The organism is Staphylococcus warneri, from assembly GCF_900636385.1.
In the GTDB taxonomy this organism is placed as follows: domain Bacteria; phylum Bacillota; class Bacilli; order Staphylococcales; family Staphylococcaceae; genus Staphylococcus; species Staphylococcus warneri.
In genome coordinates this window covers 1,178,091-1,202,673 of the sequence record NZ_LR134269.1, presented here as the reverse complement: position 1 = coordinate 1,202,673, position 24,583 = coordinate 1,178,091, and the positions used below count along the sequence as shown (strand labels likewise).

Genomic DNA, 24,583 nt, shown 5'->3' with positions numbered 1-24,583 from the left:
TCCTATATTAAATTAATTAAATGTGGTATGAAGACGATTAAGCCAATGATTAATGCTAAGATGGAAACAATCATCACACTAAAAGCAGCAATATCTTTCGCATATTTAGCGTAATCATGATACTCAGTAGTAACTAAGTCAACCACATATTCAACTGCTGTATTTATTGCTTCAAATGCTAAAACTAAACTAATTGCTAATAAAATAAATATCCACTCAGAACGATTAATATGAAGTAAAAACCCAAAAACAATTGCTATAATACTAGCATAAATATGAAGTGAGAATTTTTGGTCTTTTATTAAAAGTGTTTTCAAACCATCTAGTGCATATTTAAAACGACTCATCACTAGTCTCTCGTCAATCCATATGCATTTAAAATAGCATCCTGACGACCAAACATTTCTTTCTCATCTTCCTCATTCATATGATCATAGCCTAGTAAGTGAAGAAAGCCATGTAATGCTAAAAATCCAAGCTCTCTTTCAAAAGAATGACCATATGATTCTGATTGTTCTTGAGCGACATCAGTACAAATAATGATGTCTCCTAATACTCTAGGTATATTAAATTCACTCATATCAATGTCTGGCTCATCTTCTTCAAGTGCAAAAGATATGACATCCGTAACTTTGTCTTTGTCTCTATACATCTTATTAATCTCTTGAATTTCAGATTTATCTACGAAGGTAATAGATAATTCAGCATCTTCGTTTATTTGTTCTTCCTGCTTAGCAAAATTAAGTAGCTTTTCAATTTGTTCATACCATTCGTCTTTAACTAACTCAGTATGATCACTAAAATCTATAGTAAACATTTAGTCCTCTCCCTCGTATCTATCTATAATTTTACTTACAAGTGGATGTCTCACTACATCATCTTGATCAAGTTTCATAATATTAATCCCTTTAACACCATGTAACTTTTTAACTGCTTCTTTCAATCCACTTTTAACACCTTTTGGTAAGTCGATTTGTGTTTGATCACCTGTAACTACCATCTTAGAACCAAATCCTAAACGAGTTAAAAACATTTTCATTTGAGCATGAGTTGTATTTTGTGCTTCATCTAAAATAACAAAAGCATCGTCTAACGTACGTCCACGCATGTATGCTAATGGTGCAATTTCTATAATACCACGTTCTATAAATCGTGCGGTTTGTTCTCTACCTAGCACGGTATTTAATCCATCATATAATGGTCTTAAATATGGATCGACTTTCTCTTTTAAATCACCAGGTAAAAATCCCAATGATTCACCCGCTTCAACTGCTGGACGTGTTAATACGATACGTTTAACATTTCCTTTACGTAATTGTTTAGCAGCATAGACCACTGCTAAAAATGTTTTACCTGTTCCTGCAAGACCTATACCAAAGACTAAATCATTTCGATACATAGCATTTACGTACATTCGCTGACCCATAGTTTTAGCGCGGATGGTTTTGCCAAAAGCATCTTTAGTAATTTCTTCATCATATAAGTCTAAAAGTTGTTGAATTGTTCCATTTTCCGCCATTTTAATAGCAGCTTCTACATCTTTTAGCGTTATATTATTTCCCAATTCAATCACTTTCAATAAATTGGTAAGCACTAATTCGGCTTTTTCTACATGCTCAATTTTTTCACCTTTAACCGCAATTTCTTGACCACGAGCATGTATTACGACATCAAAACTATCTTCTATAGCTTTTAAATGTTCATCATTGTTACCTATTAAAGCTTGGGATTGATTAATGTCGTCGATTTGAATTATACCAGGCATAAACGCGCTCCTTTTCAAAAAACATATTTATAATTCACTATACCCATATATGGGTTAATATACTTATATTATACCATTGTTAGACTTACATTGATTCTATTTCGTTTTATTTTAAATAATTCAATCAAGTCGGTTAATTCGGTAGATTTAATTGATTCAATCATTCTTAATTAAATATTACTAAATTCTTTAAAGTGACTCAAATTATATTTTAATCAGTATTACATTCGAAATTAAAAAATAAAAAAACCTATTGGATAGAATCCAATAGGTAGATCATTAAAGTTGTTTAGGTTTGGCCAAAATTTCCGACCAGATGATACCATTAACGACTTCATCATTGTCGAATTGAAATGCTGATTTAGACATATTACGTTCTATATTTTGAGAATTAAGTAATTGTTTTAATCTTATTCGTTTAGTGCGTTCAGATAAATATTTATCATTGATAATATCCTGCGCTTTTTGTTCGATAAGAGCAAGTTGTTTTTCTTTCTCTCTATCAATTTCACTTCTAACATTTTTAAGATCTTGATGAAGATTTTTCTCTAATGCTTTACGTAAGTTCTCAGAATTTTCATCTCTTGTTGATGATTGTTTAACTGGCTCACGTATATCTTTTTCATTATGATATGGTGTCGGATCTGGTTTAGGAATTGAATCATCATAATCTGTTGGCCTTCTATGCTTCTCTTCTGTTGTCTGTTCGGTTTTATCTAATTCTTGATTAATGGGTGGCAATGTATCTTCGTATTTCTTTTTCTTTTCAGTAGTTGTATCTCCATTAATCTCATCATTTATTTCTTTGAATGTTTTTTCAATTTCTTCAAAGAAACCACCTGTCTTGGGTTGTTGATTATCTTTAGGTGATTGTGGTGGCTTTTGATTCTGTCTTTCTTTATGACTATTATCACGTATGGTACTAATGATTGTCGCTATCACAGATATGACAAAAATAATTACCCCAATACTCATTTAATCACCCCACAGTTATTGTTCTGGTGATTCATCATCATTTTGATCAGTACGCTTATTAATAGCATTTCTCATACCAGTATCGGCTTCTATATTTTTAAGATTATAGTAATCTTTAACGCCAATATTTCCTGATCTTAGAGCTTCTGCCATTGCTAGAGGTACTTCTGATTCAGCTTCTACAACTTTAGCACGCATTTCTTGTACTCGTGCTTTCATTTCTTGTTCAGAAGCTACAGCCATAGCACGACGTTCTTCAGCTTTAGCTTGCGCAATATTTTTATCGGCAAGTGCTTGTTCAGTTTGTAAATCTGCACCAATATTTTTACTAATATCTACATCGGCAATATCAATTGAAAGTATTTCAAAAGCAGTCCCTGAGTCTAATCCTTTACTTAAAACTGTTTTAGAAATATTGTCAGGATTTTCAAGTACTTCTGTATGATGTTTACTAGAACCAATTGTTGAAACAATACCTTCACCTACACGAGCGATGATAGTTTCTTCACCAGCACCACCTACTAAACGAGCAATATTAGCGCGAACAGTAATGCGGGCTTTCGCTTTAACTTCGATACCGTTCATAGCTACACCGGCAATAAATGGTGTTTCAATAACTTTAGGGTTAACTGACATTTGAACTGCTTCTAATACATCTCTACCTGCTAAATCTATTGCTGCACCTCGTTCAAATGGCAAATCTATATCAGCACGTTGCGCGGCGATATTAGCGTCTACAACTCTATCTACATTACCTCCAGCAAGATAATGTGATTCAAGTTGATTTGTTTTTAAATTCAATCCAGCTTTGTGCGCTTTAATTAATGGTCCAATTACTTTTCTAGGTGATACTCTTCTTAAACGCATACCTACTAATGTACCAATACCAACATGTACACCAGCAGCTAAAGCAGAAATCCAAAGACCTACCGGTACAAATGAGAAAAGTATTAATAAGGCTACAATAATTACAACTGCAATTATAATAAATCCTATACTAAACATTGTATCTCTCCTTTTATATTATTCTATTTCTCTTACAACAACTCGTGTACCTTCAACCTCTAGTATTTTGACTTGTCTATTTCTTAATATAAACGTACCATCAGAAACTGCATCGATACGATCATCATCGCAAGTTATGATACCAGCTGGTCTTAAATCAGTAATAGTTCGAGCTGTTTTACCAACTAAATGAGAGCGATCATCATGAGACGTATATCCAGATTCAGTATTTGTTGAATCTTTTAAAATGACCTTTTCCAAAAATGGAATCTTTCTTTTGAATAATTTAACTAAAATCACCCATTCAATGATTGATAATATTAAGGCTACGATGACATTACCTAGCATGAGTAATAAGTTATTACCTAACATGACTATGCTTATTGTTATTAAAATCATGCCAATCATACCAATGACTGCTCCCACGACAAATAATTCAATAATGACGAAAATAACACCCACTGCAAATAATATGACTGATAAAATATTGACATCACCTTGCATTAGAAAGCCTAAAAACATGATTAATAAGGCTAACGAAGCGATAATACCAATAAAATTAATCCTTTTAGAATACAATTGATATAAAAAGCCTAAAAATATAATACATGTAAGAATAAGTGATACCAATGGATGAACAATAATATTAGCAATGTCATTAACCCAATTATTCTCTGATGAAAAATGAGTTAAGAGTAACGTATGTATTTCATTTAGATATCCCATTCTTTCACCTCGCTCTCAAAATAATTATACATGAAAACGCAGTCATATTATAGTGATTCACTAATATATAAAAAAATAATTTGTATAAATTAATAGTAATTACAGAGGGATTTGTTATAAACAATGAATTTAATTTACTGTAAAAAGCAAACAAAAAACACCTCAGATTACAAACTGAGGTGTTTCATATTTATAATTAACATTCTTGTTGAGGGAGTCAACAGAGTTATTAATTATTTGAATTTACGTTTACGTGCAGCTTCTGATTTCTTTTTACGTTTAACACTAGGTTTTTCGTAAAATTCACGTTTACGTACTTCTTGGATAGTACCACTTTTTGAAACTGAACGCTTAAATCGACGTAAAGCATCTTCAAGTGATTCATTTTTACGTACTACTGTTTTAGACATCTGTATTTCCCTCCCTCCAAATATCAACGGAAATTTATATATTCAAGTGCATAGGTAAAACTATGCTTTAATTAGTATAATATATCTCCAATATCCGGTCAATTACTAAAATTTATATTTTTAAAATAATTAAACTAGTACTTCATGTTCTGATTTATTTGTTGCATGTTCTACGATACGGATAGCTTTCCCGTAGTTTAAAGGATAATCAGCTTTTTGAATTTTTACTTTAATAATTTGACCAATTAAATCTTCAGAACCTTCAAATTCTACTTTCATGTAATTATCAGCATATCCTACTAATGTATTTGGTTTTTCGCCTTTTTCTTCAGGAATAACTTCTAGTACTTCGTCTTCAAATTTTGAAGCATACTCTTTTGCAAGTTGATCACTTAATGCAATTAATTTGTGAACACGTTCATTTTTGATTTCTTCATCAATTTGATCGTCCATTCTTGCTGCTGGTGTTCCAATTCTAGATGAATATGGGAAAACGTGTAATTCAGAAAATTTATGTTTAACAATAAAGTCATACGTTTCTTGAAATTCTTCTTCAGTTTCACCAGGGAAACCTACGATAACATCACTCGTTATTGCAACATCTGGTAATGCTTCATGTAGTTTAGTAATTCTTTCAGAGAAATGTTCCATAGTGTATTTACGTCTCATACGTTTAAGAACCGTATCAGAACCAGATTGCAACGGTACATGTAAATGTCTTACGATTTTGTTTGAACGTTCTAAGACATCAATGACTTCATCAGTCAGTTGACTTGCTTCAATAGAAGAAATACGAATACGTTCTAAACCATCCACTTGATCTAAATCTCTTAATAATTGTGCTAAGTTGTAATTCTTAAGATCTTGACCATATCCACCTGTATGGATACCAGTTAAAACAATTTCTTTATAACCCGCGTTAACTAATGTTGTAGCTTGTTCTACAACTTTTTCAGGATCTCTTGATCTCATTAAACCACGTGCCCATGGAATAATACAGAATGTACAGAAATTATTACAACCTTCTTGTATTTTTAAGGATGCTCTTGTTCTATCTGTGAAGTATGGTACATCTAATTCTTCATATTTACGGTTTTTCATGATGTTACCTACACCATTAATTGGTTGACGTTCTTTTTGGAACTCATCTATATAATCTAGTAATTTATGTCTATCTTGTGTTCCTACTACGACATCTACGCCAGGAATCTCCATAATTTCTGCTGAAGATGTTTGCGCATAGCAACCAGTAACACAAACGACAGCGTCTGGATTTTTTCTGATTGCTCTTCTAATGATTTGTCTACTTTTTTTATCACCAGTATTAGTTACAGTACAAGTATTGATAACAAATACATCTGCATTTGTTTCAAAATCAACTCGCTCGTAATCTGCTTCCTTAAATAATTGCCAAATTGCTTCTGTTTCATAGTGGTTAACTTTACAACCTAAAGTGTGAAACGCAACTGTGGACATATTGTTCACCCCATTAATTCTTTTTCATAACTTAATGCGCCTAATGTATATAATGGCGCTGTTTCTGCCCGTAAAATTCTTGGTCCTAAACCAACTAACTGTGAATGAGATTTTAACATTGACACTTCTTCATCAGATAGTCCGCCTTCAGGACCAAATATAAGTAATACACGATCTTGTGGCTTAAATTGCTTTAACATATGCTTAAAATGACTGATTTCACCATGTTTAGCTTCTTCTTCATAAGCAACAAGGACATAATCATACTGATTTATAATATCACAAATTGACTTTGAATTCGATAGATAACTGATATGTGGAATAGTTAATCGATAACTTTGTTCAGCCGCTTCTTTTATAATTTTTTGCCATCTTTCAAGCTTTTTTGACACCTTTGTATGATTTAATTTAACTATAGAACGTTGCATTTCAACAGCTATAAATCCACTAGCACCTAGTTCAGTTGCCTTTTGAATCATCCATTCGTATTTATCTGCTTTAATTAACCCACTGCATATCGTAATATGCTGCGGTAACTCAGTATCAATATCTTGCTTTTCTATTAATTCAACTTCTACTTCTTGATCTGCTAAATGGATGATTTTACATGTATAGACATTTTGATCATTAAATGTGATGACTATCAGTTGGCCTTCACTATGTCTCATCACATTCTTAATATGATGTATATCTTCTTTATTTGTAATAAAAAAACGCTGACTTTCATCAGCGTTTTGATTGATAAAATATCTTTGCAAATTAGTCACTCACTTTCTGACCAACGATACAAACCCAACCGTTGTCATGTTGAACTGAAATAATTTTAAAACCTACACGCTTCATATGTGATTCAATATCTTCGTATTTTTCTTCAATAATACCGGAAGTTATAAAATAACCATCTTCATTGACTGTATTATAAGCGTCTTCTATCATTTCATCAATAATATGAGCTAAAATATTTGCAATAACTATATCAAAATGTTCTTTTTCATCTTTTAACAAATTGCCAGGAACTGCTTCGATCGCGTTTAAACAATGATTCTTTTCGAAATTCTCTTTGGCTACATTGACTGCCATCTCATCGATATCTAAAGCTTTAATTCTTTTAACACCAATCAAGTGACTTGCAATACTTAAAATACCTGACCCAGTACCTACATCGATTACAGAATGTTGAGGCTCTACAAAGTGCTCAATTGCTTTTAAACACATACTTGTTGTGGGATGATCTCCAGTACCAAAAGCCATTCCAGGGTCTAATTCTATACAAAGTTCATTTGCTGATTCTTTAGTATAGGTTTCCCAACTAGGAACAATCGTAAATGTTTCAGATGCTCTGAAAGGATGAAAATAATTTTTCCATTCATTTTCCCAATCTGCTTCTGCAATTGTTTGATGTGAAATATTTAAAATGTTCTGATCGATATCTTGTAGCGATAAAATGTCCTTCTCTATATTAGATAGCATTGTATCATCAAAGGTCATTTCATTAAAGTAAGCTTTTAATCTAACACCTTCTGATGGATAATCTTCGCTATTTAATTCGTAAATCTCGCCAAATTTATCTTCTGGTGGATTGGTTAAGTCATTGGAATCTTCTATAACTACTCCATTTGATCCATAATTTTCTAGTATATCTGTAACCAAATATTCAACATCATGGTTTACTACGATTGATAGTTCCGTCCAATTCATTATTTTTATTCTCCTTTAAAGAATCTTTTTGCTTTATCTTTAAAATTAGATGGTTGCTCAGTTAATTCTTCACCATTTATATCTGCAAATTCTTTCATTAATTCTTTTTGACGTTCCGTCATTTTAGTTGGTGTTAGCACCTTAATATTAACAAATAAGTCACCATGTCCATATCCGTGTACATTTTTAATACCTTTATCTTTTAGGCGGAATTGTTTTCCAGTTTGTGTACCTGCAGGAATTGTTAATACGACATTACTATTTAAAGTAGGGATTTTAACTTCATCACCTAATGCGGCTTGAGGGAAACTAATATTTAAATCATAATAAATATCATCGCCATCACGTTTGAATACTTCAGAAGGTTTAACTCTGAAAACAACATATAAGTCGCCACTAGGACCACCGTTAACACCTGGAGAACCTTCGCCAGCAAGACGTATTTGTTGTTCATTATCAACACCTTCAGGGATAGTGACTTCTAATTTGACTGTTTTATTTTCAGTTCCTTTACCATGACATGTTGGACATGGTTCTTCAAACTCTTGACCGCTACCTTCACATTTAGGACAAACTTGTTCTGTTCTAACTCTACCTAGAATCGTATTTTGTTCTACTGAAACTGATCCTGCTCCGTTACAATAACTACATGTTTTCTTATTAGTTCCAGGTTTTGCACCTTCACCATCACATGTATGACAAGTGACATCTTTGCGAATTGAAATTTCTTTTTACCACCGAATACTGCTTCGTCAAATGTGATAGTCATCGTATATTGTAGGTCATCACCTTTACGTGGTGCATTAGGATCACGTTGTCTTGAGGCACCGCCGAAGAATGAACTGAAAATATCTTCGAAGCCACCTCCACTAAATCCGCCAAAGTCGCCTCCGCCAAAGCCTTGACTACCGAAACCACCTTGAGCGCCAGCATGTCCGAATTGATCATAATTTGCTCTTTTATTATCATCACTTAACACTTCATATGCTTCAGATATTTCTTTAAATTTTTCATCTGCGCCTTCTTCTTTATTGATGTCGGGATGATATTTTTTCGATAATTTTCTGTAAGCTTTTTTAATTTCGTCTTTAGAAGCACCTTTACTTACTCCTAAGACCTCATAATAATCTCTTTTGGCCACAGTAACCTCTCCTTTTTATACTAACAAGATTAGTTTAACTAATTCATATTAACTATCCAAATAAAAAGCCAAAGCCAATGTGCAATTGACTTTGACTTTTTTAATAGCTTTGCAAGAAGTTAATTCAATTGAATTAGATATTATTTTTTATCTTCGTCATCTTTAACTTCTTTAAATTCTGCATCTTCAACAGTGCTATCTTGGTTTTGTTCACCAGCTGCACCTTGAGCTTGTTGTTGTGCTTGTTGAGCCTGTTGATATACTTTAGCTGATAAATCTTGAACAACTTTTTCAAGCTCTTCTTTTTTAGCTTTAATATCGTCGATATCTTCACCTTCAAGTGCTGATTTTAATGCATCTTTTTTATCTTCAGCATTTTTCTTATCATCTTCACCGATATTTTCACCTAAATCATTGATTGTTTTTTCTACTTGGAATACTAAGCTATCTGCTTCGTTTCTTAAGTCTACTTCTTCACGACGTTTTTTATCTGCTTCAGCATTTTCTTCTGCGTCTTTAACCATACGATCGATTTCATCATCTGATAATGAAGAACTTGATTGGATTGTAATATTTTGTTCTTTATTAGTACCTAAGTCTTTAGCAGTTACGTTAACAATACCGTTTTTATCGATATCGAAAGTCACTTCGATTTGAGGTACACCACGTGGTGCTGGTGGAATATCAGTTAATTGGAATCTACCAAGTGTTTTATTGTCTGACGCCATTGGACGTTCACCTTGTAATACGTGGATATCTACTGCTGGTTGATTATCAGCCGCTGTAGAATATACTTGTGATTTTGAAGTTGGGATTGTTGTATTACGTTCAATTAACGTATTCATACGACCACCCATAATTTCAATACCTAATGATAATGGCGTTACGTCTAATAATACTACGTCTTTAACATCGCCAGTGATTACGCCACCTTGAATTGCTGCACCCATTGCAACAACTTCGTCTGGGTTAACACCTTTATGTGGATCTTTACCAATTTCTTTTTTAACTGCATCTTGAACTGCTGGAATACGTGTTGAACCACCAACTAAGATTACTTCATCGATATCAGAATTTGATAATCCAGCATCTTTCATAGCTTGACGAGTTGGTTCCATTGTACGTTTAATTAATGAATCTGCTAATTCTTCAAATTTTGAACGAGTTAAGTTGATTTCTAAGTGTAATGGACCACTTTCTCCTGCAGAGATGAATGGTAATGAAATTTGTGTTTGAGATACGCCTGATAAGTCTTTTTTAGCTTTTTCTGCTGCATCTTTAAGACGTTGTAATGCCATTTTATCTTGTGATAAATCTACACCGTTTTCTTTTTTGAATTCAGAAACTAAGTAGTCGATAATAACTTGGTCAAAGTCATCCCCACCTAGTTTATTATCACCTGCTGTAGAAAGTACTTCGAATACACCGTCACCTAATTCTAGGATTGAAACGTCGAAAGTACCGCCACCTAAGTCAAATACTAATACTTTTTGATCTTGTTCAGTTTTATCTAAACCATATGCTAATGCTGCTGCAGTAGGTTCGTTAATGATACGTTCTACTTCTAATCCAGCAATTTTACCAGCATCTTTAGTTGCTTGACGTTCAGCATCATTGAAGTAAGCTGGAACTGTAATTACAGCTTTTTCAACTTTATCGCCTAAATAACTTTCAGCAGTATTTTTTAAGTTTTGTAAAATCATTGCTGAAATTTCTTGAGGTGTATATGATTTACCTTCAATATCTACTTTATAATCTGTACCCATATGACGTTTGATTGACTGTACAGTATTTGGGTTAGTGATTGCTTGTCTTTTAGCTACTTGACCAACTTGAGTTTCGCCATTTTTAAATGCAACTACTGATGGAGTAGTACGTGCACCCTCAGGGTTTTGAATTACTTTTGGTTCGTCTCCTTCTAATACTGATACACAAGAGTTTGTTGTTCCTAAGTCTATACCGATTACTTTACTCATAATAAAATTCCTCCATTTTGATTAATCATTTTGTTCAATGTTTTTTCGCCAATTTTTATTGGTTTACTTTAACCATTGATGGTCTTAATACTCTATCTTTTAATTTGTACCCTTTTTGTAATTCTTGTGTGATAACACCTGATTCATATTCAGGATTATCATCTTGAACTACAGCTTGATGTACATTTGGATCAAAAGATTGACCTTCAGATTCAATTTCTTCAAGACCATTATCTTTCAGAGCTCTTAATAGGCTTTCATGTACCATTTGAACACCTTTTTGAAGTGATTTAAATGAATCATTATCTCCTTCAATTTGAAGTGCGCGTTCAATATTATCAATTGTTGGTAATATGTCAGTTAAGACGCCTTGAGCTTGATAGGTTTTATTGATTTTGTTTTCATTTTGAATTCGACGTTTATAATTTTCGAATTCTGCATATAATCTTAAATATTTTTCTTCATTATCATTTGCTAATTGTTGCAAACGTTCAATTTCTTGATCTTTTGGATCTACATTTTCATCATCTTCATTTGAAGCATCCTTATTTGTCGCTTCTTCATTTGTTTCAACATCTTGCGAATTATTAGATTCAGTGTTTTCTACTGAATTAGATGCTTCTTCAGAGTTGTTTTCTGTTGTTTCTTCTGTTTGTGATTCAGCATTTTGTTTCACTGATTCGTCTTTTTCTGTCATTTTGTGCCCTCCAATACAATTCTAATTACATTACCAAATTTGGTTGAGTAATTGAATCACATTTTGATAATGCATCGCAGTTGGTCCAATAACCGCAATTTGACCTTTGAGTTTCTCATCAAAGTGATACTGAGTTGTTACGATGGATATATCGCTTAAATTTTCATCTATCTCTTTACCAATTTTTACATTGATATGAGATGTAGATATATCATCTAATAGCTCTACAATTCGATTTGATTCGATATATTGCAGGATGGGTTGAATTGAAGATACATTTGATTCATTCAATGCATCAATCAGTTTAACCTTTCCACCCATGTAAATGCTATTACTTTGATTGGAAATGTGTAAATTCATCATTTTAATTAGTTGTTTAATAAAATGAGCTTCATTTTGATCTTGTGCAAATCTATCTATCTCTTCAATCTGACCTTTAACTAACTCATCATATTGTTGTGACAAGAAGTTTGATATTTTATTTAATTCATCATTGGTTAAAGGTAGTTCGGATGTTAGATGCACATTTTCAACATGACCTGATGAAAATACGATAACCATAATCACTAAATGTGTATTAGCACGAATCAAATGAATATTATTTATAATATCTTGATTATGATTAGGACGAACAACCAACGTTGCATATTGAGACATCATTGATAATTCATTTGCGAAGTAAGACAAAGCAGATGATGTATCATAATGATTCTCAACCATTAATTGATTTAAACGTTGAATTTTGTTTGAATTTTGATGAGATGTTTGTTCTAATAATTGATTAACATAATATCTAAAACCTAATTCAGATGGTGAACGTCCCGAGGAAGTATGGACTTTCTCAATGAAATTCATATCCTCAAGTTGTTTCATTTCGTTACGTATCGTCGCAGGACTTACATTTAAATTGTGACGATCGATCAGTGTTTTAGAACCAATGGGTTGTCCATAATCAACATAATCTTCAACAATTGCATTTAAAATGCTTAATTGTCTATCTGTTATCATGTTTTCACCTCATTAGCACTCTTTTCTCTCAAGTGCTAATTATAATTTATCAAATTGGTCAAAGTAAGTCAATGTTAAAGCTCTAGAATTTTAAATTTATTTTAACTATTTAATAAAAATGCTTCAAAAACCTCATTACCAATGACTTTTCCTCTTTCGGTTAGATAAATATAATCTTGAGTTTCTTCAATTAACTTTCTATTTTTTAACTCAATAATAGTTTGACCAAATATTCGGTCGATCGTTGTATTAAATTTTTCATTGAATTTATTTTTGTTAACACCGCAATTTAACCTTAATCCTAGAAACATTTCTTCTTCCATTTGTTCGTTTGTAGTTGGACGTGTCTCTGTTAATATGGGTTCTTCTTGATTAGCAATAGCTTTTATATAGTGATTGACAGGATTTACATTTGTATAACGTACGCCATTTGTATAACCACTCGCTCCTGCTCCGAAACCATAGTATTCTTCATTTAACCAATATACCTTATTATGCTCTGACTCATGACCTTCTATAGCAAAATTTGAAATTTCGTATTGATGGAATTTTGAGTCTTCAATTTTATGCATTAAAGTCTGATACATTTCTGCGCCTAAATCTTCATTAGGCAATTTTAAATGACCTTTTCTATACATGTTATAAAATTGAGTTTTGGGCTCTAGAATTAATCCATAACTTGAGATATGATCAATATCCATTTTCATAGCTAAATTCAAACTTTTTTCAAAATCCTCTAAGGTTTGTTGAGGTAAATGATACATTAAGTCCAAACTAATAGATTCGATCCCGGCATCTCTAGCATTTCTTACAGCATCATAGATATCTTCTGTTTTGTGTGTTCTTCCAAGAATTTCTAACAATTCAGGTTTAAATGTTTGTACTCCCATAGATACTCGATTCACACCAAATGCTTTAAGTAATTTTACTTTTTCGAATGTTAATTCATCAGGGTTCGCTTCAAAACTAAATTCACCTTCAATAGTGAAAATTCTATTAATTGCTGATAAGAATTTATTTAATTGGTCTATATTGAGAGCTGTTGGAGTACCTCCACCTACATACATTGTTTTTAATTTCGTATTAGCATTTTGGGTACGTCGTTCCATCTCTAAAATTAATGCATCTAAATATTCATCAACTGGTTGCTTATCGATAAAATACTTGTTGAAGTCACAGTAAGTACATATGCGAACGCAAAAAGGTATATGAATATATGCGCTTTGTATTGTCACTTTAACTCCTCCAAAATTATGGTTTAAAATTATAAAAAATTAGAGGCGGGATAGAATTAGTTTCAGAAACATCATTCTTTTCCCACCTCAGTTCAAATACTTAGCTTTTTATATCTAACACAAATTTAAATAAGTGTTTACAATTTCAAGATTATTCTTCGTCCATTTTTAGTACTGCAAGGAATGCATCTTGCGGAATTTCCACGTTACCAACAGCTTTCATTTTAGCTTTACCGGCTTTTTGTTTTTCTAATAATTTACGTTTACGGCTAATGTCTCCGCCGTAACATTTAGAAAGTACATTTTTACCCATGGATTTAATGTTTGTTCGTGCAACAATTTTTTGACCAATCGCTGCTTGTACTGGAACTTCAAATTGCTGTCTTGGAATTAATGTTTTTAGTTTTTCAACTAATGCTTTTCCTCTATCGTAAGCAAATTCTTTATGCACGATAAAGCTTAATGCATCAACTTTTTCACCATTAAGCAATATGTCCATTTTAACTAGGTCACTTTCTTTATTTTCAATGAATTCATAGTCAAACGAAGCATATCCTTTTGTATTGGATTTAAGTTGATCAAAGAAATCAAATACTACTTCAGATAATGGAATTTCATAAACAATGTTAACTCGAATGTCATCTAAATAATCCATATTAACGAATTGTCCACGCTTACGTTGACATAGTTCCATAACTGCACCAACATAATCATTCGGCACCATCATAGTTGCACGAACGTATGGTTCGTATATCTTTTCAATTCTATCACGTTCAGGCATTTGCGCAGGGTTATCAACTGTAACTTCTGAACCATCTTTTAAGATACATTGGTAAATTACAGATGGTGCTGTCGCAATCAATTCAATTCCAAATTCTCGTTCGATTCTTTCTTGAATGATTTCCATGTGTAACATACCTAAAAATCCAGTTCTATAGCCAAATCCAAGTGCTTGAGATGACTCAGGTTCGAATTCTAATGAAGCATCGTTTAATTGTAGTTTTTCAAGTGCTTCACGCAAATCATTATAATTTTTATTATCAATTGGGAAGAGTCCACAATAAACCATTGGATTCATTTTCTTATACCCTTGTAATGGTTGTTCAGCAGGTCGGTTTGCAAGTGTAATCGTATCACCAACACGCGAATCATCAACATTTTTAATACTAGCAATAATATAGCCAACATCACCAACAGTTAATTCGTCGACTGGTAATTGCTTAGGTGTATTAATTCCAACCTCAGTAACTTCGAATTCTTTACCGGTAGCCATCATTTTAATCTTGTCCCCTGCTTTGACTACCCCATCTATAACACGAATAGATGAAATTACACCTCTATAAGGATCATATTCAGAGTCAAAAATTAAAGCTTTCAATGGTGCATCTGGATCACCATCGGGTGCTGGTACAACCTCAACAATCTTTTCTAGAATTTCTTCTATACCGATATTAGATTTGGCACTAGCTAGAACGACATCGTCTTGATCTAAACCAATCACATCTTCTAACTCTTGTTTAACTCTATCAGGTTCAGCTGCTGGTAGGTCAATTTTATTAACTACAGGTAATAGTTCTAAATTATTATCTAAAGCTAAATAAACGTTAGCTAAAGTTTGTGCTTCTATACCTTGAGCGGCATCTACAACTAAAATAGCTCCTTCACATGCTGCTAATGAACGAGATACTTCATATGTAAAATCGACGTGCCCTGGTGTATCAATTAAGTGGAATGTGTATGTTTCTCCATCTTTAGCTTCGTATTTTAAACGTACAGCATTTAATTTAATTGTAATACCACGTTCTCTTTCTAAATCCATTGAATCTAACAATTGATCTTGCATATCTCTTGTTTCAACTGATTTTGTATTTTCAAGGATTCTATCTGCTAGAGTAGATTTACCGTGGTCTATATGAGCAATAATGGAGAAATTTCTAATTTTCTCTCTTCTATTAAAACGTTCTTGCTTATCCATTGTATCCTTCTCACTTTCATATTAGTAACCCGTATTTGTATATCTTTGATATGATAACGTTTTTAAATTGCAATTGCAAACTTCTAATTAAACGTTTAAATAAATCAATTACTTTGATAAACTAATACTTATATTGGTTTAAGTATTATTAATGCATACTTTATTATAAAGTGTTACGAACTTAATTCCAATACTATAATGTGATATTCATTCATTAAGATACGCATTAAATAAATGATTGCACAAAGGTAGTACATTTGATAAAATATTTCTTGTTGTAATCAAATATAATTAAATTTGATAAGTTAGTTCACTTTTAGGAGGTGACAGTAATGCCAAACATTAAATCTGCAGTTAAACGTGTTAAAACAACTCAAACAGCTGAAGAGCGTAATATTTCTAAGAAAAATACTATGCGTACAGCAGTTAAACGTGCGAAATCAGCTATTGAGACAAATGCCGATAACAAAAATGAATTAGTAAGCTTTGCAATTAAGCAATTAGATAAAGCTGCTCAAAGCAACTTAATCCACTCAAACAAAGCTGACCGCGTAAAATCACAATTGATGAGCGCTAACAAATAATAATCAATAAAAGCTAGTTCACCTATTTGGTTGAACTAGCTTTTATTTGTGTATAGGTATTTAAACTCATAGTTATAATGATAAAATAAACAATTCTAATATAAGGTGTTTATCCATATATGAAGATTTCAATTTATAATCGGTTTCAGCACAAGAATTAATGATATTCAATAAGTCTTCCAATTGATAATGACGGACCTGACCTAATGCCAATTTAACCCTATAAGGATGAACATTGACTGTTTTAGCAATTTGTTGCCCGCTATAGCCTTTTTGATTTAAAATCTTGCATTGATAATACAACCTATAATTACTTGTAATAAGAGCAAGTAATTTAATTGGTTCTTCCTTCATATTTATTAAATCTTTAACTAATTGAATCGCTTTGTTTTTTTGACGCTTTTGAATATATTCAGTTAATAAAAACACATTTTGTTCCAAACTTCGATTAATAATTTGATGAACATCATCTTTATTGATTGTAGGTCTATCACCTAAAAATAGCATGAGTTTATCTAGTTCTTGAGAAACAATATTAAAATTAACTCCTGTTAATTCTATAAACAAATTAAGTGCATCTTGTTTAATATCTTTATAATTCTCATTCAGTTTAGACTGTATCCATTTTTTTATTTCTTCTTCAGACATTTGCTCTACTTTTTTAAGTTGACCATTTTTTTTAAGTGCTTTAGTTAGTTTCTTTCGCTCATCTAATTTATTTTGGTAAACTTCAAATATTATAAGGTTATCACCATCATATTTCTCTAGGAATTCTATTAATTGGTCAGTATTTTGATTTAATTCCTTAGTTACTTTTTCTCCAGTAAATACGTATGCATTCTTAACTAAAATAGCCTTTTTGTCTGAAAAAAACGGCATAGTCAAAGTTTCTTCAATGATTGGTGTAATTTCTGTTTCGTATAAATTAAACTTTATAAAATTAAAGTCGTCTTTCTCTGTCTGTAAGTATTTATTGATCATTTCAGAACTTTTTTTCTCTACTAGGTCTGGCACTTCTCCATATACCGTAATGATATTATCAGACATATATTACACCCTTTCAAATTAGTTCACATTATAAAATTATATCATGATACAAGCATCAATCACTAGTCATTTAATTAGTTTGATTCGTAGTAATATTTAAATCTGAATTTAGCTTAACGGTTATCTCTCCATTTATTTGAGTATCATATACTTTACTACCATTTTCGTATAGTCTTTGAATCACTTCTTGATTAGGTAATTGATATTTATTACCTCTACCGCTCGATATGAGACTGATTTCTGGCTTGATCAACTCAATTAAATTCGAAGAACTACTCGTTTTACTACCATGGTGTGCTACTTTTAAAATATCAATTTTAGGTAATTGATAACGTTGTAGAAGTAACGTTTCGTTTTGAATAGTCATATCACCTGTTAACAATATATTTTTATGTTTATATGATAAAAGGATAACAATGGACTGCTCATTTTTATCATCACTATCTTTTATATATGTATCCAAAAATCGAAGTGTTGTATCTTTTAAATTTAGTGTATGTAATCGATTAGCGTCTAATACATTTATATGATTGGTATTACTGATTTTCTCTATATTATATAATTCTGATCTAGAAAAACTATCTTTAAATAAAATGATGTTCTTAATATTAATATGAGATGCTAAATAGGGTAATTCCCCCATATGGTCGAGATGAGGATGAGAAATAATAAGATAATCTATTTTAGAAATACCTTTTGATTTTAAACTCGGAATTGTTTTGTACTTCGAAATATTAAAGTTAGGTTGCTTATGATTTTCCGATCGTTTCCCTCCAGTATCAATCATAATATTTTGTTTACTATCAGTTTGAAATAATATACTGTCTCCTTGTCCGACATCTAACATAGTTAATTGCCCTTCAGTACTACTAGAGTAATATATGATAAGAAAAATACCCATACATATAATAAGCGTAGCTTTAATAAAATGCTTTTTAACAAATAAAAACAAAGATAGAAATGTGAATATCATAATAAAAATTAAGCTAATTATACTAAGGTCTGGTACAAAAATTCTTAGATACTTTAACTTTAAAAATATAGATACTAAACAATCATGTAATTTAAAAATAACGCTAATAATAGCATTTAAAATACTTAAATGAATAGTAAAATGAGAAAGAATATAAAACAGAATAGCTAATGGAAATATAAAGAAACTATAAAAAGGTACAAAAACTAAATTAGAAATTAAACCAATCCATTGTATTTGATTAAAATGATAGATGCTAATGAGTAAGGCACCAAGTTGTGCAATAAATGTAACTTCAATTATTAGTTTTAATCCGGATAATTGTTTTAATAAAGGTGAGGATATCACTAGAAATAGTGAAATGAGGAATGAAAATTGAAAACCAATATCATAGACTATTTGTGGATTAATAAAAAACATTAAAATAAAAACGATAGACAACAATTCAAGTGGATTTATTTTTAAAGATTTAGGAAGTAAAAGTAAAATGATAGCAGCTAAAATAGCTCTAACCGCACTAGGGGCAAAATCGGTATATAAAGCATAAAGAGGTAAAAGTATAAGAAGTACTGACTTAATGATAATAATGGGCGTATTGAATCTAACAAATATCTGATATATCAAATATATTATTGCAGCTACATGTGAACCACTTACTGCAAGTAAATGATAAATACCTATTTCTTTTACATCTTCTATAAACATTGGATTTAATACACTAGTATCTCCGGATATTAAGGCTAATATTCGATCATAATAAATATTATGAGACTTTTGCATTTGATTATGAATATAACTTTGATAATTAGTTATAAAAGAAAGAGTCTTGTTGGATTGACAACTGCTTAAATCGACTTGGCTAATAAATATAAATGGTTGAGAAGTATTGTTTAAAGAGAATTCACCTTTTATCAAACAGGTTTGATTTTCGATATTTATGGGTTTATTTATATCTTTGGTTTTATATATATACTTATATTTGTTTCCCTTCCAGCTAAGAATCCCCCTATATGACACCAATTTTTTATTCCACTTAATAATAGACACATTATCGATTATGATTCTATTTTTATATAGATATTGTTCTTCTTGATACTTTTTATCATTAGAAGTGTTTAATGTGACCAAACTTATTAAAATGAAGATAAATACGGCTAAAACATATCTTTTCAATAATTTCTTACGCATTAGTATAAATAAAAGACAACATAATATAAAAGTAGAGAATACACGGTTAGATAACCATAGAATCCCTACTAAAAAAGATAATGCAATATAAAACAATGACTTAGCCTTGTGTTAAATATTGAGCTACATATTCAGGTGAGAAAGGTATTTTTTTGTACTCTATACCAGACTGATCTAATAACTGCATAGCATATTCATGATTATGATAATCTTCAGCATAGTATATAGTTTTAATACCAGCTTGAATAATAGATTTAGTGCAATTCAAACAAGGGAAATGTGTAACATAAATTGTTGCACCTTCTGTAGAAACACCTTGTTTTGCACATTGTAACAATGCATTCATTTCAGCATGAATAGTGCGAATACAATGTCCATCCTCAATTAAACACCCTTCATCTATACAATGAACTTCACCAGCAACTGAACCATTGTAACCACCAGCGATAATACGATTATCTTTCACAATCGTGGCACCTACTGATAATCTTTGACAAGTTGATCTTAATGCTAACAAGTGGCTTTGTGCCATAAAGTATTCTTCCCATTTGATTCTCTCCATGATGTTCTGTGCCTCCATCGTACATAATTAAAATAATAATTATAGCTTAATCATTTTAAAACGATATTGCAAATGCAATTATGATTAAACAGTAAAATATTCTTTGAGTTTTTCGAATGTTTTTGGACCAAAACCTTTGATGTTTTTCAAGTCATCTATACTATTAAATGATCCTTTTTGATTTTTAAATTCAATGATTTCTTTTGCTTTAGATGGGCCAATACCTGGTACTTTCATTAATTGTTCTTCTGTGGCTGAATTTAAATTAATAGGTGTCTTAGCTCCATCTCCACTTGTCTGTTGAGTTTGACTTTGCACTTGTTTAGCAATTGTTTCCCCTTTTTCAGGTACGTATATTAACTTTTGATCTATAAGTTTTTCTGAAAAATTGAGTTGCTTAGTATCGGCATTTTTTAATAATTGAGCTTTATTCAAAATATCAATCATTCTATCCGAACTATTCATTTTATATACATTAGGATGCCTCACTGCACCTTTAATATCTACATATATAACTTGATTATCTTTCTTTCCTTCCTCTTTATTAGTCGATTTTGCCATATTTGATTTTTTTAAATTTTGCTTGTCTTTATCGACATAACTGTGAGTTGTAGATTCTATATAAGCTGATTTATCGTCCGATTGATTTGAATTCATAATATAAAGTAACAACAAAAATATTATCAGTGCACCAATAATAATATACATTTTGTTGTTGCCTATGTAAGTTTTAAATTGATTTAATTTAGATAACAAAAAATCACCCTTTCATACTAACTAACGCATGCCAGAGTGATTTTACTTTATTTAAATTTATTTTTGGGCTATAAAAAATAAGCGATCTGCTTGTTCATTATCAGAATTCATATCAAAATCGGTAAATGTTTTAATAATTTTGAAACCACATTGGTCCAATAATTTTAAATAAACCGATTTTTCAAATGTTCTTTGGTAGTGTTCTTCATCAAATCGTTGATATAAACCGTTCTCATGTTCAATAAAGAAGGACATTTGATGATATACGCTTAAAGGTTCTTCACCTCTAATTGCATCCCAACCTAAATACAAATCATCAGTTTCATCGATATAACTTTGATTATTAAATAGCGTGTTCATTTTTTCTACAGTATGAACATCAAAGATTAATAATCCTCCCTCTTTTAAATGGGAATAGACATGTATAAATGTGTTTTCTACATCTTCAAAAGTAGGCAAATAGTTTAATGAGTCGCAAAATATAGTTATGATATCAAATTGATGATCTAACTCAAAGCGTGTCATATCGCCTTCTAACCAATTTATTTGATTAGACTTTTGAGAAGCAATTGCCAACATATCAGAACTAATATCCATACCGTGAATGTTACCTAATTCATTTAGCATGCATGTAAGTGTACCCGTCCCACATCCAATATCAAGTATATCGGGATGATTGTGTGCATAATATTGAACTATATCGAACCATAAATGGTAAGGTTGATCTCGAGTAAGCTGATCATATACCAAGCTCATTTCTTCATATTGAGACATAATTAGTGAACAACCTGTCCATATGATTCAATTGGTGCATCTTGATATAATTTCTCGATATTATAATAAGGTCTTTCGTCTTTATGGAAAATATGAACAACCACATTGGCTAAGTCAATAAGTATCCATCTTGCATCTTGATAGCCTTCCATACGTTTCACATCAATATCTTGTTCATGAACTGCTTCTTTTACAGCCCTAGCAATGGATTGTACTTGACGTTCATTATTTCCGTGACAAACTACAAAGTAATCTGTCATATCACTAATTCCTTGCATATTAAGAGAAATAATATCTTCTGCTTTTTTGTTTTCTGCTGCATCTACAGCAATATTTAACAATTTGTCTGAGTTCATTTAATCATCCTTTATTCTTTCATCACTATAATTATAATAATTTAAACAAGCAATCGTAGCGCCATAAACCGTAATATCTTTTTGAATTAAAAACAACACTGTACGCTTAGAAATTTCATAAATTGTTTTATCTAAGTTACCTTGATTGTATGCCATATCTCTTATTTCTTCAACTCCTGGGGTCTTTCTACCAGGTTCTATATAGTCGGCTATAAACACTAATTTCTCAGTTTTAGTCATTTGTTGACGACCAGTTGTATGATATTTGATTGCTAAAAGAACTTCTTCATCTTTAACATCAAAATCATTTTCCATTATTGCAGAACAAACAGGTCCGTGTAGTATTTCGCCACCATAGCTTAATAAATCAGATTCTAATTCATATTGTCTAACCACTTGATACATTGTACTTAAATCATCGTATTTACAGTAGTCATGTAAGACACCAGCTAACTCAGCCTTATCTTTATCTCCATCATAAATCTCTGCTAATTTTACTGCTGTCTCTGCTACTCTTAATGAATGTTTATATCGTTTTTCAGGTAATTTTGCTTTTACTAATTCTTTAGCATTTTCAATTTTCATATAATCCTTCCTCTCGAATATAATGTTCAACACTTTGAGGAACTAATATTTGAATAGATTGTTTAGCTTTAATACGTTCTCGTATCATAGAGGAACTAATATCCATACGTGGAATTGTAATAGATATCATATTATCCTCAACCTGTTGTACTTCTTTTTCTCTATTAACAACAATAAAGGTAATCAATTGTTTTAATTCGTCGATGTTATACCACCGATCCAATTGATTATATTGGTCGGTTCCTATTATGAAATAAAAATCTGAATTGGGTTGTGAATGTATTAGAGATAAAAGCGTGTCATACGTATAACTTTGTCCTTTTCTTTCTATCTCTTCATAGCTAATTTTACCAAATCCTAGTGTATCAATGGCTAATTCAATCATTTTAATTCGTTGGGGTGCGTCCAAGAAATCTTTGTGATCTTTTAAAGGTGCCATATAACTAGGTAAAAAATAAAATTCATCCGGTTGAATTTTATGAAATACTTCACTTGCTACCATCATATGTGCAGTATGAATCGGGTTGAATTGTCCACCATACAGAATTACTTTTTTGGGCATTATGGTAAAGTGATTTCTTTATTTTCTTGGGATTCTCTATACAAGACAATCATAGACCCGATTACTTGAACAATTTCACAATTAGTAGCTTCACTTAATGTAGTTGCAAGTTCATTTTTATCATCAAAATTATTTTGTAAAACATGGATTTTAATTAGCTCACGTTTTTCTAGTGTTTCATCAATTTGATTTACCATATTTTCATTAATACCACCTTTACCAATTTGGAAAGTGGGATCAGTATTGTGTGCTAAACTACGTAAATATCTTTTTTGTTTTCCTGTTAACATTATTTAACTCCTTTTAGTTTGTTTAAAACTGATTTTTTCATTGTCTTTATATCTGCTTGTAATCCAGTCCAAATTTTAAAACTTTCAGCTCCTTGATATACAAACATATCTAAACCATTATATATTGGGTTACCTTTGTTCTCTGCTGCTATTAAAATAGGCGTTTTATATGGTATATATACAATATCACTTACTAATGTCTCTGGGTTTAAGTATTTTAAATCAATAGGTATATCTTGATTATCATCCATACCTGCAGGTGTAGTATTGATGATAATATCAAATTCATCTAAATGTGATTCCGCTTGTTCGAGTGAAATTTGATTGACCTCTAAATCCCATGTCTCAAAGCGTTTCATCGTACGGTTAGCAACGGTTAATTTGGTATTAACAAACTTAATGAGTTCATTCGCTATTCCCTTACTAGCACCGCCAGCACCTAATATTAAAATATAAGCATTTTCTAAATCATTATATACTTGTTTTAAGCCTGTAACATAACCTATCCCGTCTGTATTATAACCTATCCATTTTCCGTCACGAATTAATACAGTATTAACTGCACCAACAGAAGATGACTGCGCATCAATTTCATCTAAATAAGGTATAATTCTTTCTTTATGTGGAATAGTGATATTGAAACCATCTAAATGTTTTTCTTCAATAATCTCTCTGATATGTTTAAAATTTTCAATTGGAACATTAACAGCTTCATAAGTAAATTTTAAATCTAACGACTCAAAATTTTTGTTATGCATTAGTGGTGATAAGGAATGTGAAATTGGATCTCCAATTACTGCAAATTTCACGTTTATCCCT

26 protein-coding genes and 1 pseudogene are annotated in these 24,583 nt (G+C 31.3%); 1 reads left to right on the top strand and 26 read right to left on the bottom strand.

Features of this window, described 5'->3' with window-relative positions; all coding sequences use genetic code 11:
* Positions 1-2: 2 nt before the first annotated feature.
* From EL082_RS05930 to lepA, 16 genes and pseudogenes are all read right to left on the bottom strand, one after another.
* Entirely contained in the window at positions 3-347 is a 345-nt protein-coding gene (locus EL082_RS05930) for a diacylglycerol kinase family protein (RefSeq protein ID WP_002465669.1), read from the bottom strand.
* Positions 348-349: 2 nt separating this feature from the next.
* Positions 350-817 carry an rRNA maturation RNase YbeY gene (ybeY, locus tag EL082_RS05925; RefSeq protein ID WP_002465659.1) on the bottom strand — a complete coding sequence of 156 codons (468 nt, stop codon included), beginning with the start codon at positions 815-817 and terminating at the stop codon, positions 350-352.
* Complete coding sequence (locus EL082_RS05920) at positions 818-1,765, bottom strand: PhoH family protein (RefSeq protein WP_103286293.1); 948 nt, start codon at positions 1,763-1,765, stop codon at positions 818-820.
* A 279-nt stretch (positions 1,766-2,044) separates the two neighbouring features.
* The gene (locus EL082_RS05915; protein ID WP_002465664.1) at positions 2,045-2,740 is read right to left on the bottom strand and encodes a hypothetical protein; all 696 of its coding nucleotides are present in this window, start codon (positions 2,738-2,740) and stop codon (positions 2,045-2,047) included.
* Positions 2,741-2,755: 15 nt separating this feature from the next.
* Positions 2,756-3,745: a flotillin-like protein FloA gene (floA, locus tag EL082_RS05910; protein WP_002465685.1), complete on the bottom strand. Its 990-nt coding sequence runs from the start codon at positions 3,743-3,745 to the stop codon at positions 2,756-2,758.
* A gap of 18 nt (positions 3,746-3,763) precedes the next feature.
* Positions 3,764-4,471 carry an NfeD family protein gene (locus tag EL082_RS05905; protein WP_002465671.1) on the bottom strand — a complete coding sequence of 236 codons (708 nt, stop codon included), beginning with the start codon at positions 4,469-4,471 and terminating at the stop codon, positions 3,764-3,766.
* Between the two features lie 233 nt (positions 4,472-4,704).
* Positions 4,705-4,881 carry a 30S ribosomal protein S21 gene (gene rpsU, locus EL082_RS05900; protein WP_000048060.1) on the bottom strand — a complete coding sequence of 59 codons (177 nt, stop codon included), beginning with the start codon at positions 4,879-4,881 and terminating at the stop codon, positions 4,705-4,707.
* Positions 4,882-5,010: 129 nt separating this feature from the next.
* On the bottom strand, positions 5,011-6,357 hold the full coding sequence (mtaB, locus tag EL082_RS05895) for a tRNA (N(6)-L-threonylcarbamoyladenosine(37)-C(2))-methylthiotransferase MtaB (protein ID WP_002465658.1): 1,347 nt from the start codon (positions 6,355-6,357) through the stop codon (positions 5,011-5,013).
* A 5-nt stretch (positions 6,358-6,362) separates the two neighbouring features.
* The gene (locus EL082_RS05890; RefSeq protein ID WP_002465678.1) at positions 6,363-7,115 is read right to left on the bottom strand and encodes a 16S rRNA (uracil(1498)-N(3))-methyltransferase; all 753 of its coding nucleotides are present in this window, start codon (positions 7,113-7,115) and stop codon (positions 6,363-6,365) included.
* A 1-nt stretch (position 7,116) separates the two neighbouring features.
* Positions 7,117-8,055: a 50S ribosomal protein L11 methyltransferase gene (prmA, locus tag EL082_RS05885; RefSeq protein ID WP_049415812.1), complete on the bottom strand. Its 939-nt coding sequence runs from the start codon at positions 8,053-8,055 to the stop codon at positions 7,117-7,119.
* A gap of 5 nt (positions 8,056-8,060) precedes the next feature.
* Positions 8,061-9,196 (bottom strand): annotated as a pseudogene (dnaJ, locus tag EL082_RS05880) (molecular chaperone DnaJ).
* Between the two features lie 140 nt (positions 9,197-9,336).
* Positions 9,337-11,172, bottom strand: coding sequence for a molecular chaperone DnaK (dnaK, locus tag EL082_RS05875; RefSeq protein ID WP_049415809.1), 1,836 nt, complete (start codon positions 11,170-11,172; stop codon positions 9,337-9,339).
* Between the two features lie 55 nt (positions 11,173-11,227).
* The gene (gene grpE / locus EL082_RS05870; protein WP_015364954.1) at positions 11,228-11,869 is read right to left on the bottom strand and encodes a nucleotide exchange factor GrpE; all 642 of its coding nucleotides are present in this window, start codon (positions 11,867-11,869) and stop codon (positions 11,228-11,230) included.
* Between the two features lie 30 nt (positions 11,870-11,899).
* Complete coding sequence (gene hrcA, locus EL082_RS05865; RefSeq protein WP_002465661.1) at positions 11,900-12,877, bottom strand: heat-inducible transcriptional repressor HrcA; 978 nt, start codon at positions 12,875-12,877, stop codon at positions 11,900-11,902.
* 101 nt (positions 12,878-12,978) lie between these two features.
* Positions 12,979-14,112: a radical SAM family heme chaperone HemW gene (gene hemW, locus EL082_RS05860; protein WP_002465684.1), complete on the bottom strand. Its 1,134-nt coding sequence runs from the start codon at positions 14,110-14,112 to the stop codon at positions 12,979-12,981.
* A gap of 151 nt (positions 14,113-14,263) precedes the next feature.
* On the bottom strand, positions 14,264-16,087 hold the full coding sequence (lepA, locus tag EL082_RS05855) for a translation elongation factor 4 (RefSeq protein WP_002465655.1): 1,824 nt from the start codon (positions 16,085-16,087) through the stop codon (positions 14,264-14,266).
* 332 nt (positions 16,088-16,419) lie between these two features.
* Between lepA and rpsT the strand changes: the two genes are divergently transcribed.
* Positions 16,420-16,671: a 30S ribosomal protein S20 gene (gene rpsT, locus EL082_RS05850; protein WP_002451849.1), complete on the top strand. Its 252-nt coding sequence runs from the start codon at positions 16,420-16,422 to the stop codon at positions 16,669-16,671.
* Between the two features lie 72 nt (positions 16,672-16,743).
* Here rpsT and holA read toward each other — a convergent pair whose 3' ends face one another.
* From holA to aroE, 10 genes are all read right to left on the bottom strand, one after another.
* Positions 16,744-17,718, bottom strand: a complete 975-nt coding sequence (holA, locus tag EL082_RS05845) for a DNA polymerase III subunit delta (RefSeq protein ID WP_002465668.1) — start codon at positions 17,716-17,718, stop codon at positions 16,744-16,746.
* Positions 17,719-17,788: 70 nt separating this feature from the next.
* Positions 17,789-19,975, bottom strand: coding sequence for a DNA internalization-related competence protein ComEC/Rec2 (locus tag EL082_RS05840; RefSeq protein WP_103286292.1), 2,187 nt, complete (start codon positions 19,973-19,975; stop codon positions 17,789-17,791).
* Between the two features lie 4 nt (positions 19,976-19,979).
* The gene (locus EL082_RS05835) at positions 19,980-20,441 is read right to left on the bottom strand and encodes a ComE operon protein 2 (protein WP_002465657.1); all 462 of its coding nucleotides are present in this window, start codon (positions 20,439-20,441) and stop codon (positions 19,980-19,982) included.
* Positions 20,442-20,525: 84 nt separating this feature from the next.
* Complete coding sequence (locus EL082_RS05830; protein ID WP_002465682.1) at positions 20,526-21,197, bottom strand: helix-hairpin-helix domain-containing protein; 672 nt, start codon at positions 21,195-21,197, stop codon at positions 20,526-20,528.
* A 57-nt stretch (positions 21,198-21,254) separates the two neighbouring features.
* Positions 21,255-21,971 carry a class I SAM-dependent DNA methyltransferase gene (locus EL082_RS05825; RefSeq protein WP_002465681.1) on the bottom strand — a complete coding sequence of 239 codons (717 nt, stop codon included), beginning with the start codon at positions 21,969-21,971 and terminating at the stop codon, positions 21,255-21,257.
* Positions 21,972-21,973: 2 nt separating this feature from the next.
* On the bottom strand, positions 21,974-22,327 hold the full coding sequence (gene rsfS / locus EL082_RS05820; protein WP_002465663.1) for a ribosome silencing factor: 354 nt from the start codon (positions 22,325-22,327) through the stop codon (positions 21,974-21,976).
* The gene (gene yqeK, locus EL082_RS05815; RefSeq protein ID WP_049415802.1) at positions 22,328-22,912 is read right to left on the bottom strand and encodes a bis(5'-nucleosyl)-tetraphosphatase (symmetrical) YqeK; all 585 of its coding nucleotides are present in this window, start codon (positions 22,910-22,912) and stop codon (positions 22,328-22,330) included.
* Positions 22,902-23,477 carry a nicotinate-nucleotide adenylyltransferase gene (locus EL082_RS05810; RefSeq protein WP_171001914.1) on the bottom strand — a complete coding sequence of 192 codons (576 nt, stop codon included), beginning with the start codon at positions 23,475-23,477 and terminating at the stop codon, positions 22,902-22,904. Before EL082_RS05810 ends, yqeK begins: the two co-directional genes overlap by 11 nt.
* The gene (yhbY, locus tag EL082_RS05805; RefSeq protein ID WP_015364951.1) at positions 23,474-23,764 is read right to left on the bottom strand and encodes a ribosome assembly RNA-binding protein YhbY; all 291 of its coding nucleotides are present in this window, start codon (positions 23,762-23,764) and stop codon (positions 23,474-23,476) included. The genes EL082_RS05810 and yhbY overlap by 4 nt, the downstream gene beginning before the upstream one ends.
* Positions 23,764-24,573: a shikimate dehydrogenase gene (aroE, locus tag EL082_RS05800; RefSeq protein ID WP_015364950.1), complete on the bottom strand. Its 810-nt coding sequence runs from the start codon at positions 24,571-24,573 to the stop codon at positions 23,764-23,766. The genes yhbY and aroE overlap by 1 nt, the downstream gene beginning before the upstream one ends.
* Positions 24,574-24,583 lie beyond the last annotated feature (10 nt).